At 68.7% G+C, this 17,013-nt stretch carries 19 protein-coding genes; 9 read left to right on the top strand and 10 right to left on the bottom strand.

Going from position 1 to position 17,013, the window contains the following annotated elements; all coding sequences use genetic code 11:
• Positions 1 to 62: 62 nt before the first annotated feature.
• A complete protein-coding gene (locus ACSUZJ_RS16880) occupies positions 63 to 869 on the bottom strand; it encodes a fused MFS/spermidine synthase (protein ID WP_499410041.1) in 807 nt (268 codons plus the stop codon).
• 141 nt (positions 870 to 1,010) lie between these two features.
• Between ACSUZJ_RS16880 and ACSUZJ_RS16875 the strand changes: the two genes are divergently transcribed.
• The 4 genes from ACSUZJ_RS16875 to ACSUZJ_RS16860 all read left to right on the top strand — a co-directional run bounded on the left by ACSUZJ_RS16875 (position 1,011) and on the right by ACSUZJ_RS16860 (position 4,418).
• The gene (locus ACSUZJ_RS16875) at positions 1,011 to 1,286 is read left to right on the top strand and encodes a hypothetical protein (protein WP_499410039.1); all 276 of its coding nucleotides are present in this window, start codon (positions 1,011 to 1,013) and stop codon (positions 1,284 to 1,286) included.
• A 9-nt stretch (positions 1,287 to 1,295) separates the two neighbouring features.
• On the top strand, positions 1,296 to 2,468 hold the full coding sequence (locus ACSUZJ_RS16870) for a GGDEF domain-containing protein (protein WP_499410038.1): 1,173 nt from the start codon (positions 1,296 to 1,298) through the stop codon (positions 2,466 to 2,468).
• A 184-nt stretch (positions 2,469 to 2,652) separates the two neighbouring features.
• Entirely contained in the window at positions 2,653 to 3,648 is a 996-nt protein-coding gene (locus tag ACSUZJ_RS16865) for a Ppx/GppA phosphatase family protein (RefSeq protein ID WP_499410036.1), read from the top strand.
• Between the two features lie 41 nt (positions 3,649 to 3,689).
• The gene (locus ACSUZJ_RS16860; RefSeq protein ID WP_499410034.1) at positions 3,690 to 4,418 is read left to right on the top strand and encodes a hypothetical protein; all 729 of its coding nucleotides are present in this window, start codon (positions 3,690 to 3,692) and stop codon (positions 4,416 to 4,418) included.
• A gap of 54 nt (positions 4,419 to 4,472) precedes the next feature.
• On the opposite strand, the gene ACSUZJ_RS16855 is transcribed toward ACSUZJ_RS16860, so the two are convergent.
• The 6 genes from ACSUZJ_RS16855 to ACSUZJ_RS16830 form a co-directional block, all read right to left on the bottom strand.
• A complete protein-coding gene (locus ACSUZJ_RS16855) occupies positions 4,473 to 4,760 on the bottom strand; it encodes a hypothetical protein (RefSeq protein ID WP_182988058.1) in 288 nt (95 codons plus the stop codon).
• A 180-nt stretch (positions 4,761 to 4,940) separates the two neighbouring features.
• Positions 4,941 to 5,585: an ABC transporter ATP-binding protein gene (locus ACSUZJ_RS16850; RefSeq protein ID WP_499410033.1), complete on the bottom strand. Its 645-nt coding sequence runs from the start codon at positions 5,583 to 5,585 to the stop codon at positions 4,941 to 4,943.
• 14 nt (positions 5,586 to 5,599) lie between these two features.
• Positions 5,600 to 6,400: a phosphonate ABC transporter, permease protein PhnE gene (gene phnE, locus ACSUZJ_RS16845; protein WP_499410031.1), complete on the bottom strand. Its 801-nt coding sequence runs from the start codon at positions 6,398 to 6,400 to the stop codon at positions 5,600 to 5,602.
• The gene (locus tag ACSUZJ_RS16840; protein ID WP_499410030.1) at positions 6,397 to 7,224 is read right to left on the bottom strand and encodes a PhnE/PtxC family ABC transporter permease; all 828 of its coding nucleotides are present in this window, start codon (positions 7,222 to 7,224) and stop codon (positions 6,397 to 6,399) included. Before ACSUZJ_RS16840 ends, phnE begins: the two co-directional genes overlap by 4 nt.
• 3 nt (positions 7,225 to 7,227) lie before the next feature.
• A complete protein-coding gene (locus ACSUZJ_RS16835) occupies positions 7,228 to 8,040 on the bottom strand; it encodes a phosphonate ABC transporter ATP-binding protein (protein WP_499410029.1) in 813 nt (270 codons plus the stop codon).
• A gap of 16 nt (positions 8,041 to 8,056) precedes the next feature.
• Positions 8,057 to 8,947 carry a putative selenate ABC transporter substrate-binding protein gene (locus ACSUZJ_RS16830; RefSeq protein WP_499410027.1) on the bottom strand — a complete coding sequence of 297 codons (891 nt, stop codon included), beginning with the start codon at positions 8,945 to 8,947 and terminating at the stop codon, positions 8,057 to 8,059.
• Positions 8,948 to 9,108: 161 nt separating this feature from the next.
• Between ACSUZJ_RS16830 and egtD the strand changes: the two genes are divergently transcribed.
• The 4 genes from egtD (at position 9,109) to ACSUZJ_RS16810 (ending at position 12,524) form a co-directional block, all read left to right on the top strand.
• Positions 9,109 to 10,080, top strand: coding sequence for an L-histidine N(alpha)-methyltransferase (gene egtD / locus ACSUZJ_RS16825; RefSeq protein WP_499410026.1), 972 nt, complete (start codon positions 9,109 to 9,111; stop codon positions 10,078 to 10,080).
• Positions 10,081 to 10,091: 11 nt separating this feature from the next.
• On the top strand, positions 10,092 to 11,309 hold the full coding sequence (gene egtB / locus ACSUZJ_RS16820) for an ergothioneine biosynthesis protein EgtB (protein WP_499410025.1): 1,218 nt from the start codon (positions 10,092 to 10,094) through the stop codon (positions 11,307 to 11,309).
• Positions 11,306 to 12,247: a YihY/virulence factor BrkB family protein gene (locus ACSUZJ_RS16815; RefSeq protein WP_499410023.1), complete on the top strand. Its 942-nt coding sequence runs from the start codon at positions 11,306 to 11,308 to the stop codon at positions 12,245 to 12,247. Before egtB ends, ACSUZJ_RS16815 begins: the two co-directional genes overlap by 4 nt.
• Before the next feature lie 103 nt (positions 12,248 to 12,350).
• Positions 12,351 to 12,524: a hypothetical protein gene (locus tag ACSUZJ_RS16810; protein WP_499410022.1), complete on the top strand. Its 174-nt coding sequence runs from the start codon at positions 12,351 to 12,353 to the stop codon at positions 12,522 to 12,524.
• A gap of 9 nt (positions 12,525 to 12,533) precedes the next feature.
• Here the strand turns inward: ACSUZJ_RS16810 and ACSUZJ_RS16805 are convergent, their stop codons facing one another.
• The 3 genes from ACSUZJ_RS16805 to senB all read right to left on the bottom strand — a co-directional run bounded on the left by ACSUZJ_RS16805 (position 12,534) and on the right by senB (position 15,915).
• Positions 12,534 to 13,691 carry a GGDEF domain-containing protein gene (locus ACSUZJ_RS16805; RefSeq protein WP_499410020.1) on the bottom strand — a complete coding sequence of 386 codons (1,158 nt, stop codon included), beginning with the start codon at positions 13,689 to 13,691 and terminating at the stop codon, positions 12,534 to 12,536.
• A gap of 134 nt (positions 13,692 to 13,825) precedes the next feature.
• Positions 13,826 to 14,875, bottom strand: coding sequence for a selenide, water dikinase SelD (gene selD / locus ACSUZJ_RS16800; RefSeq protein WP_499410019.1), 1,050 nt, complete (start codon positions 14,873 to 14,875; stop codon positions 13,826 to 13,828).
• A gap of 47 nt (positions 14,876 to 14,922) precedes the next feature.
• Positions 14,923 to 15,915: a selenoneine biosynthesis selenosugar synthase SenB gene (senB, locus tag ACSUZJ_RS16795; protein WP_499410017.1), complete on the bottom strand. Its 993-nt coding sequence runs from the start codon at positions 15,913 to 15,915 to the stop codon at positions 14,923 to 14,925.
• Between the two features lie 301 nt (positions 15,916 to 16,216).
• On the opposite strand from senB, the gene ACSUZJ_RS16790 reads away from it, so the two are divergent.
• Positions 16,217 to 16,954 carry a PEP-CTERM sorting domain-containing protein gene (locus tag ACSUZJ_RS16790; protein ID WP_499410016.1) on the top strand — a complete coding sequence of 246 codons (738 nt, stop codon included), beginning with the start codon at positions 16,217 to 16,219 and terminating at the stop codon, positions 16,952 to 16,954.
• Positions 16,955 to 17,013: the final 59 nt, after the last annotated feature.

Raw genomic sequence — 17,013 nt, 5'->3', positions numbered from 1 at the left:
ATACATCGGCGCCTTTCGGCAAACACTTCCGCGCCCCCGGCGGCGGCGGGGCGCTGCTGTCGTCAAGACCCCACAGGACGCCATGCCAGCCAGGCGACCACCAGGCGCGCCAGCAGGCGGTTCGGGAGATGGTTCAGCAGGGGCAGGCGCAGGCCGCGCCGGCGCGCCATGCGCGCGTGCCGGGATGCCGTGCGCTCCAGGGGCGAACCCGGCGCAGGGCGGGGCGGGACGCGCAGCGCGAACAGGATGTGGTTGTTGCCGGCGATGCCTTCGAACTGGCAGACCCGCCCGCCGAAGGCCGCGTTCACGCGCGCCTGCAGCGCCGCATAGCGGGGATCGTAGCTGAGCAGGTTGGCCACCAGCACGCCGCCGTCGCGCAGGGCGCGCCGGCAGGCGCCGTAGAAGCCGGCGCTGCCCAGGGCCTGGGGCATGCCGGCGGCGTCGAAGCCGTCGACCAGGATCACATCGGCGCTGGCGGGGGCGGCCGCGATGTAGTCGGCGGCGTCGGCATGTACGATGCGCAGGCGCGCGTCGTCGGGCGGGACGAGGAACTGCTCGCGCAGGGCGATCACCTCGGCGCTGATCTCGAGCACGGTGATGCGCGTGCGCGGCAGGTGGCGGTAGCAGAACTTGACCAGGGAACCGCCGCCCAGGCCCACCATCAGGATGTGGCGCGGCTCTGGAACGAAGAGGGCGAAGCACATCATGGCGCGCGCATAGTCGAGCACCAGGGCGTCGGGCTTCGACAGCAGCATCTCGCTCTGGATGTCGCCGGGCTGGAACTCCAGGGTGCGGCGGTTGCCGCGCGTGCGCACCAGCGGCGCACCCTGGCGCACCTGCGGCTCGCTGGGATCGGATTCGGGGGGCATGGCGCCAGTATAGCGATGAGCGGCGCGGGCCGGAACCGGCGTGCCGGCCGGACCTTGGCGACCCTGGGCGACGGGCGCTCGCCTTGTTCGCAGGCATTAAATTCTGATAAGCTGGCCCTCGCCGCCACACGGAGTTTCCCCATGTTCCTGGATCACCCATTGATCACCGCCACCAACAGCACCACCGAGCCCGACCGCATCGAGCGGCTCAACCGTGTGTATGGGTATGCGATGGCACTGGCCGACAGCGCCGGCAATGCCGGTTTCGTCGAGCGCGTGACCCAGCTGCACGACCACAAGGGCACCCTGATCGTGTTCTGGAACGAGGCGCCGGGCGAGCTCGATCGCGAATGCTGGGCGCGCGCCTGGGCCAGCCGGGTCGGCGACGGCACGGCCAACGTCGAACACGAATATTGAAGAGAGCCGATGCTGAACCTGGATTCCACAACGATGGTGCTGGTGCTAGCACTGGGCAACCTGGCCCTGTGCAGCGTCCTGTTCTTCTTCGACTACGGCGCGCCGCGCGCCCCGGCGCTGGCCTCCTGGGGACTGTCCAAGCAGGTGCAGGCCGCGGCCTGGGTGCTGCTGGCGCTGGGCGGGGCGCGCGTGGTGCCCGAGGCGCTGGCCCTGCCGGCCGGCTGGGCCCTGCTGATCGGCGGCGTCGCGCTGGAGACCGGCGCCCTGTGGGAGATGGCCGGCAGGACGCGCTGGCGCCGCACCATGTTGCCGCTGGCCGTGGTGGCGGTTGCCGCCTTCCTGGTCTGCTACCTGATCGACGACATCGGCCTGCGCAACCTGGCCGCCTTGCTGCTGCTGGGCGGCTTCTACCTGTGCTCGGGCGCCGCGCTGGCCCAGGGCTGGTGCGCGGCCACCATGCTGCAGCGCGCGCTGGCGATCGCCACCGTGCTGCTGGCGCTGGTGGTCGCGGCGCGCGGCATCCTGGTGCTGGTCATGCCCGACGGCTGGCGCTGGCTCTCGCACGAGCTGCTGCGCCAGCTCTCGAGCGCCGCCCTCTACCTCCTGATGCTGGTGAGCGGCTTCGGCTGCCTGCTGCTGGCGCGCGAACGCCTGCAGGCCGAGCTCGAACGCCTCGAGACCGTCGACACCGTGACCGACGCGCCGAACCGGCGCGGCTTCTTCGCGACGCTGGCGCCCTGGATGGCGCTGGCGCGCCGCCCCGGCCTGCCGACCGCGCTCGTCGTGCTCGACCTCGACGGCTTCAAGCGCGTCAACGACGGCTACGGCCACCCGGCCGGCGACGTCGTGCTGCGCCACGTCGCCGGGCTGTGCAAGCGCGCCCTGCGCGACAGCGACCAGCTGGCGCGCCTGGTCGGCGGCGAATTCGCGGTGCTGCTGCCGCGCACCGGCCTCGAGGAAGCGGCAATCGTGGCCGAACGCATGCGCGGCGCGATCGAGACCACGCCGGTGAAGACCGAACGCGCCATGATCTCGATGACGGCGAGCTTCGGTGTCACCACCATCCGCCCCGACGACAGCAACGTCACCCTGCTGCAGCGCGCCGACGAAGCCATGCGCGCCGCCAAGGCCGCCGGCCGCAACCGCATCCACATCGCGCCGAGGGCAGCAACCCCCGCGTAGGGTGGCCGGCTCCACCGCTGCCGGCTGAACAGCCGCAGCGTATGCGCCGCCCACGCGTCGATAGTTGGCAGCCCGGTCATCCGGAACGAACACGGAGCCGATTGCACTGCACGCACGCGCCCGCGTCATCGCCCCGTCACAAACCCCCGCCATACTGGCAGCTCTTCGACCACAGCAGACCTCGATGACCATCTCGCCCGACGCAGAGCCCCTCTACGCCGCCGTGGAACTCGGATCCGGCAGCTTCCGCCTGCATGTGGCGAGCTGCGCCGGCGGCGCCGTGCGCGTGCTCGCCACCCTGAGCGAACCGATCCGCCTGGGCGCCGAACTCGATGCCGAGGGCGGCTTCCGGGCCGATGCGGTGCGCCGCGCGCTCGCCTGCCTGCGCCAGTTCCGCACCGCCCTGGAACTGTGGCGGCCGCGCGCGGTGCGGGTGGTGGCGACCGCCGCGCTGCGGGTGGCGCGCAATGCGCCGGTGTTCGTGCCGGCCGCGGCAGCGGCCATCGGCCATCCGGTCGAGGTGATCGGTCCCGAAGAGGAGGGCAGGCTGGTCTACCTCGGCGTTGCCGGGGCCCTGGATGACGCGGCGGAAAGGCGGCTGGTGCTCGACATCGGCAGCGGCTCGACCGAAGTGGTGGCCGGGCGCGGCGAGCGGGTGGAACGCGTGCAGTCCTTCGGGGTAGGGGCGCTGCGCCACGGCCTGGCCTTCTTTGGCGAAGGCATCGATCCCGGCGCCTTCGATGCCGCCCTGGAATCCTCGCGCAGCCGCTTTGCCGACGCCGGCGCGGCGCCCGGCATGCGCGGCTGGGAGCGCGCCTACGGCGCCTCGGGCAGCGTGCGCCTGCTGGCCGCGCTGGCGGGAGAATTGCTGCCGGCCGCGAGCCCGCTGTATGCGGGCCGGCTGTATGCGCTGCGCCGCGTCCTGATCGAGGACGGCGCCCTGGCGCGCATCGCGGCGCGCTGGTCCCAGCCGGGGAGGGCGGCGCAGGTCGCCGGCGGCCTGGCGATGCTGCTGGCGCTGGTCGAGGAACTCGGCATCGACGCCGTGCTGCCGGTCCAGGCCGGACTGCGCGCCGGCGTCATCCGCGAGCTCCATCTGCGCGCGCAAACCGACGCGGGCACGCAAAGGGGTATGGAAACGGGTGCATACTGCGCAACGCCCTACCGGGAATGCGTATGATCGACTATATTGTTTACCTTGTTTAAGCAGTGGAATACCTAATGACCAGAAAATCGGTTCCCGCAGCAGCAGCCGCAAGCGGCGCGGCGCGGGCAAAGTCGGGCGCGCGCGCGTCCGCCGGCGCGGCAGCCAAGGGCGCGTCGAAAGCTTCGAAGGCGATTGCGGCGGACGCAGCCGCCGTCAAGAAATCCGCAACGAAGAGCACCACGAGAGCCGCCGCCAAAGCGCCCGCGCCAGCCCGGAAGGCGGCAGCCAAGCCCGCCGTGAAAGCGCCGGCCAAAGCGCCTGTCAAAGTCCCTGCCAAAGTTCCTGCAAAGGCCGCCGCCACGACGCGCGGCAGCGCGAAGGCGGCCGCGAAAGCCGCCCCGCAGTCCGGGGCCAAGGCAGGCGCCAGGCCGGTCAAGCCGGCTGCACGCACCGTGGCGGCCAAACAGCCCGCAGTCGCGGCCAAGGTGGCAGCCAAGGCCCTGGTCAAGGCGACAGGCAAGGGCGCTGCAGGCACGCGCGCCCGCGCCGTGCCGGAGGCCGCACCGGTCGTGGAGCCGGTACGGCCGGCGCTGGTGCGCGACAGCTTCACCATGCCCGAGCAGGAATATGCGGTCCTGGCCGAGGTGAAGCAGGCTTGCTTGAAGGCAGGCTTCGAAGTCAAGAAAAGCGAGCTGCTGCGCATCGGCGTCGCCCTCGTCGGCCGCCTCGACATGGCCACCCTGCGCCAGGTGCTCGACGGCCTGCCTCAGCTCAAGACCGGGCGCCCGCCCAGCGCAGGCTAGATCCCGAAGCGGCCGGATGGCAAGACGGCCACCGCGGTGGCCGTCTTTCCTTCGTCAATGCACCGACGCGGACGTCAGTTCCTTCAGTTCGCGGATCGGGATGTTCGACTTTTCATGCATGCGCAACAGGATCGTGGCGCCGACATTGAGCTTGCGGTGACGGATCTTGCTGATGATCGGGGGCTGTACTTCCAGCACCCGGCATAGCTCGGCGTCATTCTTCAGATGCATCTTTTCGATGAGGGTGTCGAGCAGCTTGTTGGGGACGAAGCTCGACGGCTCGAGGGCGCGCGCTCGGTGCATCGCGGCCAGCATTTCCTGTTTTTTTTGGCGTACGTTCATGTACTCCTCCAAATACACAATCTGGTTGAGGGGACAGGACCGTTCTGGAAGCGCCCGATGTTGTGATAGCTTATGCGTGCGGGTCGTTGTGATAGTACTACGGCTATGCGGCGTGCCGCGCACTATTCAAACAACAACTGTGCGCAAAGGAGGGCTAACGTCGTTCTTTCCGATGGGAATTTACGCTAATTGCAATCCGGCACGGGTAAGCAGCAGCACCTGGTCGGCCATCTCGGCCGCGGCGTGGGAGTGGGTGACCATGATGGCGCCGGCGCCGTTCGCCTTGATTTCGGCGCGCAGCAGGCGCAGGACGCCGTCCGCCGTTTCGGGGTCGAGGTTGCCGGTCGGCTCGTCGGCCAGCAGCAGGGCCGGACGATGCACCAGGGCGCGCGCGATTGCCACGCGCTGCAGTTCGCCGCCCGACAACTGGCGCGGGAAGTCAAGCCCGCGTCCCGCCAGGCCCACCGCCGCCAGCATCTCGTCGGCGCGCGCGGTGGCGTCGCGGTTCAGCAGCAGCGGCAGCGCGACGTTCTGCTGCAGCGTCAGGTGGGGCAGCACGTGGAAGGCCTGGAAGATGAAGCCCATGCGAGTACGGCGCAGGCGCGTGGCCGCGTCGTCGTCGAGCGCCGACATCGGCGTGCCGTCCACCAGGACCTGGCCGCCCGTCGGCGCATCCAGGCCGGCGATCAGGTTCAGCAGGGTCGACTTGCCCACCCCCGATTCGCCCATGATGGCAACGAAACTGCCGGGCTCGAAACGGTGCGACAGGTTGGCCAGGACAGTGCGTCCGCCGTAGGTCTTGGTGAGTTCGCGCAGTTCCAGCATGGGCGTGTTCTACCTTATCGGGTGAGGGCGCGCCGCAGCGCGAAACTGATCGCATCGACCAGGGCCACCAGCAGCAGCATCGCGATCACCACGGTGGCCGCGCTCTGCATCTGGAACAGCGACAGGTGGTATTTGAGCATCTGGCCCAGGCCGCCGGCGCCGACCACGCCCAGCACGGCGGCGGCGCGGATATTGTTCTCCCAGCGGTACAGGGTGTACGACAGCATCTGCGGCAGGGTCTGGGGCAGGGTCGCATAGAAGAAGGCGGCCAGCGCCGGCGCGCCGTTGGTGCGCAGGCTTGCTTCAGGCAGCGGTTCGGCGTTCTCCAGCGCGTCGGCGAACAGGCGTCCCAGCACGCCGGCCGTGTGCGCGGCCAGCGCCAGCGTGCCGGCAAACGGCCCCAGGCCCGCGGCCACCAGCAGCAGCGCGGCCCAAACCAGCTCGGGAATCGAGCGCAGCACGTTCAGCACCAGGCGCACCGCGGCGCGCGGCGCCGCGCCCCAGCGCCCGGCCGCCGGCAGCGCCAGCACCATGCCGGCGATCACGGCCAGCAGGGTGCCCAGGGCCGACATCGACAGCGTCTCGATGGCCGCGCTCAGGGTCTTCAGCAGGAAGGGTGCCGCCATCTCGGGCGGCGCGAAACCGTCCAGGAACTCCAGCGTGGTCGTTACCGCTTCGGGCGTGAAGAAGGCGGCCAGTTCCAGCTGCAGGGTGGCGAAGCTGGCCACGACCAGTGCGGCGAGGGCGAGCAGCACCAGCGGCGTGCTCCACGAGCGCCGCGGCGGCGCCGGCAGGGTGCGATGCGGCTGCGTCATCCCAGCTTCCTCCGCAAGAATTTCGACACCAGGTCGGCCGCCGCCACCAGCAGCACGAACATCAGCAGCATGGTGGACACTTCGCCGCCGGCCATCATCTTCGTGGACTCGTCCATCCGCTGGCCCAGGCCGCCGGCGCCGACGAAACCCATCACGGCCGATCCGCGGATCGCGCATTCCCAGCGGTAGACGGTATAGGACACCAGTTCGGCGGCGGCGTCGGGCAGGGCGCCGTAGAGCAGGGCCGGCAGGCGCGCGCTGCCGTTGGCAAGCAGGGCATCAAGCGCGTGGGCGTCGCTCGACTCGAGGATCTCGGCATAGACCTTGGCCAGCATGCCGCAGTAGGTGAGGGCGATCGCCAGCACGCCGGCGGTCGGTCCCAGGCCCACCACGCGCACGAACAGCAGCGCCCACACCAGCTCGGGCACGCTGCGCAGCAGCACCAGCACCCAGCGCACGGCCTGGCGCAGCAGCGCGGCGGGACGCCGGATGCGCCCCGTGCCCAGGCGCGAGATCGACAAGTGCTCGGTCACGAGCAGCGTCGCGGGAATCGCGCCCAGCAGGGCGAGGAAGAGGCCGCAGGTGGCGATCGCCACCGTGATCCAGGTCTCGCGCAGGACCATCGCCAGGAATTCGGCCGAGTGCGCGGGATGGAGGAAATCCGAGAGGAAGTTGCCGGCCGCGGCCAGGCTTTGCAGGTCGAACAGCAGCCAGGGCTTGAATTCGCTGTAGACCAGCATCGGCCACAGCAGCGCCAGCCCGAGCGCGCAGGCGAGCAGGCGGCCGCGCCAGGCCGGGTCGGGATGTAAGGTGCTCGAGGCCATCGATCAGAAGCAGGCGCCGACGGCGATGCGCTCGGGCGGTTCGTGCGGGATGTGGGGATGCGGCTGGACCGTTTCGTTCTGGTAGAGCGCGGCGATCATTTCGTCGGTGACGCGTTCGCGCGGCAAATCGAACACGATGCGGCCCGCGCGCAGGCCGACGATGCGGGCAAAGTGGGCGCGCGCCATGTCGACCTGGTGCAGGCTGCACACCAGCGTGGCCTTGCGCGCCGCCGCTTCCTGCTGCAGCGTGGACAGCGTCAGTTGGGCCAGCGCCGGGTCGAGCGCCGAGATCGGCTCGTCGACCAGGAAGGCTTCGGCATTCGACAACAGCAGCCGCGCCAGGCTGCAGCGCTGGCGCTCTCCGCCGGACAGGCGGTCGACCCGCGCATAGAGTTTCTCGCCCAGGCCGAAGCGCGACAAGGCATCGAAGGCCGCGTCCGGGTCCGCCGGCCTGAACAGGGAGGCGAGGGCCTGGCCCAGGCTCCACTGCGGCAGGCGCGCGGCCAGCACCGCCGTCACCACGCGCTGGCGCGGCGGCAGCGGCGGAGTCTGGGGCGCCAGGAACAGGCGCGCGCGCAAGGCATGGCGCGCGCGCTGCGACAGCGCCCACGGATCCTGGCCGAAGACGGCGAAACCGCCTTCGGCCGGCTGGTGCGCGCAGGCAAGGGTCGACAGCAGCGTCGTCTTGCCCGCGCCCGACGGACCGATCAGGGCCAACTGCTCGCCCGGCGCGATGGCCAGGTCGAGTTCCTGCAGCGCGGGCGCGCGGCTGCCGTTGAGGTGGCGCACTGTCAGCTTGTCGAGCTTGAAACTCATCTGGTCTTTCCCGGTCTTACTTCAGCAGGCCCGCATTGCGTGCGGCGGCTTCGATCGCCTTGTAGTTCTCGGCCTTGGTCGGCACGAACTTCGTGGCGCGCTGCAGTTCCAGGATTTCCTTGCCCTGCGGGGTGGATTCGTTCAGCGCCAGGAAGGCGTCGCGGATCTTCTTCTGCAGCGCCGGGTTCATGTCCGAACGCACCGACCAGTTGTAGTCGTAGTAGCCGGGAGTGGTGTAGAACACGCGGACCTGCTTCGGATCGACCTTGTTCGCTTCGACCAGCTTTTCCCAGACCGAGATGTTCAGCGCGCCGGCATCGACCTTGCCGCCAGCGACCGCGGCCACAGTGGCGTCGTGTGCGCCCGAGAAGGAAACGCGTTTCAGGTCGGTGTCCGGATTGATCTTCGCGCCCAGCAGGAAGGAACGCGGCATCAGGTGGCCCGAGGTCGAGGATTCCGAACCGAAGGACAGGGTCTTGCCGCGCAGGTCTTCCAGCTTGTGGATGGCCGGATTGGTCGTGATGAACACGGAACGGAACTTTTCGTCCTCGGCGCGCTGCACCAGCGGCGTGACCTGGCCCTTGCTGCGCACATTGGCCTGCACGAAGGTGAAGCCGCCGAACCAGACCATGTCGAGCTTCTTGTTGATCAGGCCCTCGACCGAGGCGGCGTAGTCGGTCACCGGGGTGAACTCGACCTTCAGGCCGGTGGCCTTGGCCAGGTAGTCGCCCAGCGGCTTGAATTTGCGCTGCAGTTCGGTCGGCGCCTCGTCGGGGATGGCCGAGACCTTCAGTACGCCCGGCGTGTTCTGGGCCGAGGCGCCCGGGGCGGCGAACAGCAGGGCGGCGGCCATGGAGGCGGCCAGGGATTTGGCAAGGAAGGACTTCAAGGTCGACAGTGGGGACATATTGGCTTTCTTATTGATCGAAGCAAGGGAAACGGACGGCCTGCACGCTTGCGCTGCAGGCGAACGCGGAAGATTTGGACGTTCCGCTATGATAGCAAAAACGGCAACATCTCCCAGGCCAGGGCGCATGGTGCGCTTCGGCGGCACGAATGATAAACCTTATGATGACGTCCTGCACGACCGAGAAGCTGGAAACCGTTGCCAGCGCCCATGTTCCCGCCGAATTGTACGACGGCCTGAACGCCCGCGAGGCCAGCATTTCGCCGAAATTCCTGTACGACGCGCTGGGCTCGAAGCTGTTCGAGGCGATCTGCGAGCTGCCGGAATACTATCCCACCCGTACCGAGGCAGGCATCTTCGCGCGCCATGGCGCCGAGATCGCGCGCGTGGCGGGCATCGGCGCCACCCTGATCGACCTGGGCGCGGGCAACTGCGCCAAGGCGGCCTCGCTGTTCCCGCTCCTGCGTCCCCGCCAGTACGTGGCCGTCGATATCTCCAGTGAATTCGTGAGCGAGGCCCTGGCGCGCCTGCGCCAGCGCTTCCCCGCCATCGCGATGCAGGCCCTGGGCCTGGATTTTTCCAGCGGGCTCGACCTGCCGGCCAGCGTGCACGAGGAGCGCCGCCTGTTCTTCTATCCCGGCTCGTCGCTGGGCAATTTCACGCCGCCCGAAGCGCGCGCCTTCCTGCGCCGCCTGCACCGCCAGTGCGGTCCTGACGGCGGCCTGCTCATCGGGATCGACCTGGCCAAGGACAAGGCCATGCTCGATGCCGCCTACGACGACGCCCTGGGCGTGACAGCCGCCTTCAACCTGAACGTGCTGCGCCACGTGAACCGCCTGCTTGGCGCCGACTTCGACATCCGCGGCTGGCGCCACGTCGGCTTCTACAACGAAACGATGGGGCGGGTCGAGATGCACCTGGAGGCGCGCAGCGCGCAGCGGGTGCGCTGGCCCGGCGGCGGGCGCGACTTCGCGGCGGGGGAACGCATCCACACCGAGAACAGCTACAAGTACCGCCAGGCCGATGCCATCGGCCTGCTGGAACAGGCCGGTTTCGAGGCCACCCGTGTCTGGACCGACCAGCAGCGCCCGTTCGCCGTCATCCACGCGCAGGCGGTGGCCGCGGCGGGCTGAAGGGAAGCGCCATGCCGCAGCCCGATTTTTCCGCCGTGCGCCAGCGCTCGCTGCAACTGGCCGAGCCCTTGTCGAGCGAGGACTGCTGCGCCCAGTCGATGCCCGACGCCAGCCCCATCAAGTGGCACCTGGCGCACACCAGCTGGTTCTTCGAGACCTTCATCCTCGAGCAGTACGAGAACGATTTCGCGCCTTTCCACCCGGCGTTCCGGGTGCTGTTCAATTCCTACTACAACGGCGTCGGCGCCAAACATCCGCGGCCCCAGCGCGGGCTGCTCACGCGTCCTTCGCTCGACGAAGTGCGCGCCTACCGCCTGGACGTCGACCGCAGGATGACGCAGCTGCTGGCGCGGCGCGGCGGGGAGTCCGCGCTGGACCCCGGCCTGGCCGCGCTGGTCGAGCTCGGCCTGCAGCACGAGCAGCAGCACCAGGAGCTGATGCTCACCGATCTCAAGCACCTGCTGGCCCAGAATCCCCTGGCTCCGGCCTACCTGGACGATCCCCTCGAACCGGCGCAGCCGCCCGCGCCGCTGGAATGGATCCGCTGCGAGGGCGGACTGGCCGAGATCGGCCATAACGGCCGCGGCTTTTGCTTCGACAACGAGCTGCCGCGCCACCGTGCCTACGTGGCGCCCTTCGAGATCGCCTCGCGCCTGGTGACGAACGGCGAATACCTGGCCTTCATCGACGCCGGCGGCTACCGCGATCCCGGCCTCTGGCTGGCCGAGGGCTGGGACAAGGTCCTTGCCGGCGAACTCGCCCATCCGCTGTACTGGCGCCAGGAGGACGGCGCCTGGCGCGAGTTCACCCTGCACGGCCTGCTGCCGCTGGATCCGGCGCGCCCCGTCACCCACCTGTCGCTGTACGAGGCCGACGCCTATGCGCGCTGGCGCGGCGCGCGCCTGCCGACCGAGGCCGAATGGGAATTCGCGGCGCGCCAGGCCAGCATCGAGGCTGGACGCTTCCACCCGGAGGCGGCGAGCGGCGCCGGCCTGGCCCAGATGTTCGGCGCCTGCTGGCAATGGACCAGCAGCAGCTATGCGCCTTATCCCGGCTATGCGCCGGCGCCGGGCGCGGTCGGCGAATACAATGGCAAGTTCATGGTCAACCAGTACGTGCTGCGCGGCTCGTCCTGCGCCACCCCGGGCGGACATGCGCGCGCCAGTTACCGCAATTTCTTCCCGGCCGGGGCGCGCTGGCAGTTCACCGGGGTCAGGCTGGCGCGATGATGCGCCTGCGCTGGCAGTCGGTCCGCCGCGCCCGCATCCGGATCCTGAACCGGCGCGCCAACCATTACATCCTGACGCATCCGCTCGCCTTCACGCTCGCCGTGCTGCGCGGCTTTCGCGCCAACCAGGGCCTGCTGCTGGCGGGCGCGGTTGCCTATTACGCGCTGCTGTCGATCGTGCCCTTCCTGATGCTGGTGGTGGTGGCGCTGTCGCACTTCATCGACCAGGCCGAACTGCTGGTGACGCTGCGGCGCTACCTCGAACTGCTGGTGCCGGGCCAGTCCGTCTCGATCGTGGCCGAGGTCGCCAACTTCCTCGACAATCGCGACCTGATCACCTGGGTGCTGGGGGTGACCATGCTGTTCTTCAGCTCGCTGGCCTTCACGGTGCTGGAAAACGCGATGAGCGTGATCTTCGTGCACCGCGTAGCGATCCGGCGCCGCCACTTCCTGGTCTCGGCGGTGCTGCCCTATTGCTACATCCTGGCCCTGGGCTTCGGCGTGATGCTCGTCACCCTGGTGGCGGGGACGCTGCAGGTGATGGGGCAGGAGCACGTCGAGCTGCTCGGTCACAGCTGGTCGCTGGGCGGGGTGTCGGGCGCCTTGCTCTACCTGCTCGGCCTGCTGGGCGAGATCCTGGTGCTGACCTCGATCTACCTGGTGATGCCGGTCGGGCGCCTGTCGCTCTCGCATGCGCTGGTCGGCGGCGTCACCGCGGCGCTGCTCTGGGAGCTCGCGCGCCACGTGCTGGTCTGGTATTTCTCCACGCTGTCGCAGGTGAACGTGGTCTATGGCTCGATGACGACGGCGATCGTGGTCATGTTCAGCCTCGAGATCGGCGCCACGCTGCTGCTGTTCGGCGCCCAGGTGATCGCCGAGTACGAGCGGGTCGGGCGCGGCAAGCCGGAGCGGGCGCGTCCGATGTCGACGGCGCCCTGATTTAGTCCTTGAGTTGGGTCAATTTCCAGCAGGAACAGAAGTGGCACATTACGTTCTTGTGTTCGGTTAACACCGGGCCATTTCCTAACGAACGGGAGGTGTCATGGATCAGGGCGATTTGTTCGGACTGCCGCTGTCGGTCGTGCTGGCCTTTATCGCGTTGCTGCTGGGACTGGTGCTGGTGGCGCGCCTGTTGCACGACCTGCGCCGTCCGGCCGTCGTGCGCCGGACGAGCAGCCACACCGAACCGCGTCCGCGCTACCGCGAGCGCGACTGAACGTACCTGCTACAGCACCACGCTGCGGTTGCGCCCGGCCGACTTGGCCGCATACAGGGCGCGGTCGGCCCGTTCGATCGCCTGGTCGATCGGCTCGCCGTTCTCGTAGCGCGCGAAGCCGGCCGAAAAGCGCACGCGCAGCTCCGGCAACGCCGGGCTGGCCGGCAGCGCCGCCAGCGCCTCGCGCAGGCGGGCCACGCCCAGCGCCGGATCGCCCGGCGGGGTCTCGGGCAGGAGCAGCAGGAATTCCTCGCCGCCCCAGCGGCCGATCATGTCGGTGGTGCGCAAAACCTGCTGGGCCTGGCTCGCAAAGGCGCGCAACACGGCATCGCCGGCGGCATGGCCGTAGGTGTCGTTGATGTTCTTGAAGTGGTCGAGGTCGATGATGCAGACGTAGAAGCGCGGACCGCCCCGGCCATGGCGCGTGGCGTGCTCCTGCAGCAGCGTCATCATGCGCCGGCGGTTCGGCAGGCCGGTCAATTCGTCCCTGGCCGCCATTTCCTTGATGTGGGTGAGCGCCTGTTCGAGCGCGATCTTCTGCGTCTTCAGGCGCGTGCGCATGTCCATCAGCTGGCCGGACAGCTGGGAAATGGCGATCATCACGATCGTGGTCAACGTGAAGTTGAACAGCTCGAGGCGGGCCGGATACAGGTCAGGCTGGTGGCGCGCGCAGAGGTACATGACCACACCCATCACCACTACCGTGTACAGGCTGGCCACGCGCAGCGCCGCCGGGCGCAGGCTGAACATGCCGAACACCATCACCAGGGCCAGCATGATGACGTTGGCGCCGTGCACCGGGCCGGTCATCGCATAGCCGCCGGCGATCAGGGTCTGGGCCGAGATCACCTGGGGCAGGGCCAGGGTGGGGTCTTTGAAGCGCCGGTTGAAGCCGCTGCGGATGGTCGTGTAGAAGCCGACCATGAAGACGCCGAACAGCGCCGCCAGCCAGCCGACATGCTGCGCCCGGGTCACGCCGATGAGCGTGGCGTAGCCCAGCAGTATCATGACGGTCAGCGACACCAGGGCGGCCAGCAGGAGCAGGCCCAGGGTACGGCGCTGGCGGTTGTCGGTGGTCAGGACGGCATTGCCCAGCCGGGTCAACCAGTCGGGGGCACGGTCGGGTTCGGGGACTAGGGGCGCTTGAGCGGCCAGGGGCGTGGGCATTGTCTCTCTGGGTCGTCGTGATGTCGAGGCCGGTCTGCGCCGGCCCCGCGATTATACAACCGACAATTCTCAGAAAAACATTTATGTTGCCTTATGGATGCAAAATATTCCTGTTGACATCCAGAACTTTTATATCAGCCGCGCACGACGACGCGCGCTGCGCCTTCCACCATGCGGCCGATGACTTGCGCTTCGCCGAAGCCCTCGCGCGCGAACAGGGCCAGGACCGCGTCGGCAGCCTCGGGCGCACAGGACACCAGCAGGCCGCCCGAGGTCTGGGGATCGGTCAACAGGGCGCGCTGGGCCGGCGTGATCGCATCGAACAGGGCGACATCCTTGCCGTAGGCTTCCCAGTTGCGGCTTGATGCGCCAGTGAAGTAGCCGTCATGGGCCAGCTGCAGCACGCCCGGGAGCAGGGGAATCGCATCCATCTCGAGCTCGGCCTGCAGCCCGGCGCCGCGTGCCAGTTCCAGCAGGTGGCCGAGCAGGCCGAAGCCGGTGACGTCGGTCAGCGCGTGCACGCCGTCCATCTCGGCCAGCGCCTTGCCCGGTTTGTTCAGCTTGGTGGTGTTGGCGATCATGGCGGCATAGCCGTCCGCGCCCAGCGCGTCCTTCTTCAGCGCCGCCGACAGCACGCCCACGCCGAGCGGCTTGCCGAGGATGAGCACGTCGCCGGCACGGGCATCGGCATTACGTTTGACCTTGCTTGGGTGCACCAGGCCCATCACGACCAGGCCATAGATCGGCTCGACCGAGTCGATGGTGTGGCCGCCGGCGATCGGGATGCCCGCTTCCGCGCAGACCGATTCGCCGCCGCGGATGATGTTGCCGATCGTCTCGAGCGGCAGTTTATTGATCGGCATGCCGACCAGGGCCAGGGCCATGATCGGGGTGCCGCCCATCGCGTAGACGTCGGAGATCGCATTGGTCGCGGCGATGCGGCCGAAGTCGAAGGGATCGTCGACGATGGGCATGAAGAAGTCGGTGGTGGCGATCAGCGCCTGCTCGTCGTTGAGCTTGTAGACGGCGGCGTCGTCGGCCGTCTCGATACCGACCATCAGCTGGGGCGGCACCGGGAAGCCGCTCGACTTCTTCAGGATCTCGGCCAGCACGCCGGGGGCGATCTTGCAGCCGCAGCCGCCGCCGTGGGAGAAGGAAGTCAGTTTGATGGTCTGGTCGGTCATGTTCTTTTCCAATGAAGTTGCCAAGGTCGTGTTCAATGCGCGCCCGTTCAGGGCGATCGCGCGCGCAGCAGATTATCCACCAAGTCGGCCAGCGCCGCTTGCTCGGCGGCCGGCGCGAACAGCGGCGCGCGCGCCGCGCACTGGCGCCGCAGCAGGGCCTCGAAGGCGGGGTCGAACGCGATGCGGTCGATCAGGGCGGCCAGGGCCTGCGCGTCGCCCACTTCGAAATAACCGGCATAGTCCGCGCCCAGCATGCCGCGGTTGCCCTCGATGTTCGAGGCCAGCACCGGCACGCCGCTGGTCACGGCCTCGATGATGACGTTGGCGCCGCCTTCCATGGTGGAGGCGATGACCATTGCATGGCAGCGCTTGAGGCGCTGGCGGGTGGCGCTGCGCGGCATCGGGCCAAGCCAGCGGTAGCACGGCGTGGCCGCCTGCGTTGCGCGCGCCGCCTCGGCCAGCACCGGATCGAGGGCACCGCCGATGTGCAGCAGGCGCAGGCGCGGGGCCGTTACCAGCGCGGCGGCGCGCATGAAGGTCAGCGGGTCCTTTTCCACACGCAGGTGGCCGATCATGCAGATGTCGAGCCGGCGCGGCCGTGGGCTGGATATGGTGGGCGCCGGACGCAGGCTCGGCGCGGACTGGTAGATCACGCGCGCCTTGGCGCGCAGTGCGGCCGGCAGGCGCGCCAGCCCGGCTTCCTGCAGCACCACCAGGGCGCTGGCCCTGGCCAGCGAGGCGCGGGCGTCCGCGTCCTCGTCGATGTCGCGGTACAGGTCGGTGCCGGTCAGTGCCAGCAGGACCGGGCGCAGGGGAAAGGCGGCGCGGTAGGCCGCCACCGCGGCGGCGGAGCGCCGTGCGTGCAAGGCCAGCAGGAGGTCAGGCGGCGGCTCGTCCGGGTTCCAGCCGCCGGCGACGGCGACGCGCCAGCCGGATGCGCGCAGGAAACGCGCCCATCGGCTTGCAGTTTGCCAGTTGCCGTTGTTCTCCCTGGCCGAGGCCGGGCTGGCGATCAGGATGAAGGGGCGTCGTTCCCGCACTGCTGCTCCACGTAGATGTTTTCATGCCGGCGTTCGGGCAGACGCGAGCTCAGGAAGCGAGAATTATACGCAAACGATACCCGGACGATCAGGACGATCAGGACGATACGCAGCCTCGCGCGCTCCGCCACGTCAGGGCGGCGAAACCGCTGGTCGGTTGCGCGTAGTCTCGGTGCATTATAAATTCACATTTTCTGTCGGAAAATATTACAGCTTGTTATTGAAATATCGTCAAGTCCTTGTATTGACAATATGGCACAGCGTTTGCTTATACGTTGCCACCACAAAACTAAGAATGAAAATGAAACAACTGATCTGCAAGACCCTGATTACCGCCACCGTCACCCTGCTGGCCGCTCCCGCGCTCGCCGCTCCCGTCCTGGTCGCTGCCTTGCCATGGGGTAGCAACAGCGACGCGGAGAACATGAGCGCCGTCTTCGGCGCCACCGGCTTCACCAATTACACCAACTACAGGCTGGCCGCTACGGACGCGAACAGCATCTTCTCGGCGGCGAACCGCTTCGTGATGCTCGAAGGCGGCGCCGATACCGATGCGGCCCTGGCCGGTTACCTGGGCCAATACGGCGCCATCATCGACGCCTGGGTGCAGGGCGGCGGCGCGCTGCTGATCCAGTCGGCCGGCTGGTACAACAACATTTCGTTCAAGGACGTCAACCTCACGATGAACGCCAGCGGCTGCGGCACGCTCACCGCCGCCGGCGCCGCCGCCTTCACGACCGCGGTGTCGCAGTGCGGCGGTTCGCTCGCGCATGACCTGATCAGCGGCAGCGGCCTGACCACCTACATGACTGGCAGCGCCGGCGGCGCCATCGTGGCGGGCAAGGAGTTCGGCAAGGGCTACATCATGTACAGCGGCCTGACCACATCGAACTTCCACAGCAGCGGCCCCAGCCTCAGCCAGAGCGTGATCAGGTACACCGCCGCGCAGGCGGGCGAAGTGCCGGAGCCGGCATCGATCGCACTGCTGGCGGCCGGCATCGCGGCCATCGGCGCGATGCGCCGCCGTTCGGCCCGGTAAGCGGAGGGCGCCGCGGCGCCCGGGTCGGGAACAGCGGCGCCGCCAGGTGGCGACGCAAA

It is taken from the genome of Telluria sp. B2 (assembly GCF_051789535.1).
Taxonomy (GTDB): domain Bacteria; phylum Pseudomonadota; class Gammaproteobacteria; order Burkholderiales; family Burkholderiaceae_D; genus Telluria.
The sequence above is the reverse complement of the archived record's forward strand: the minus strand, read 5'-3'. Positions and strand labels throughout refer to the sequence as shown.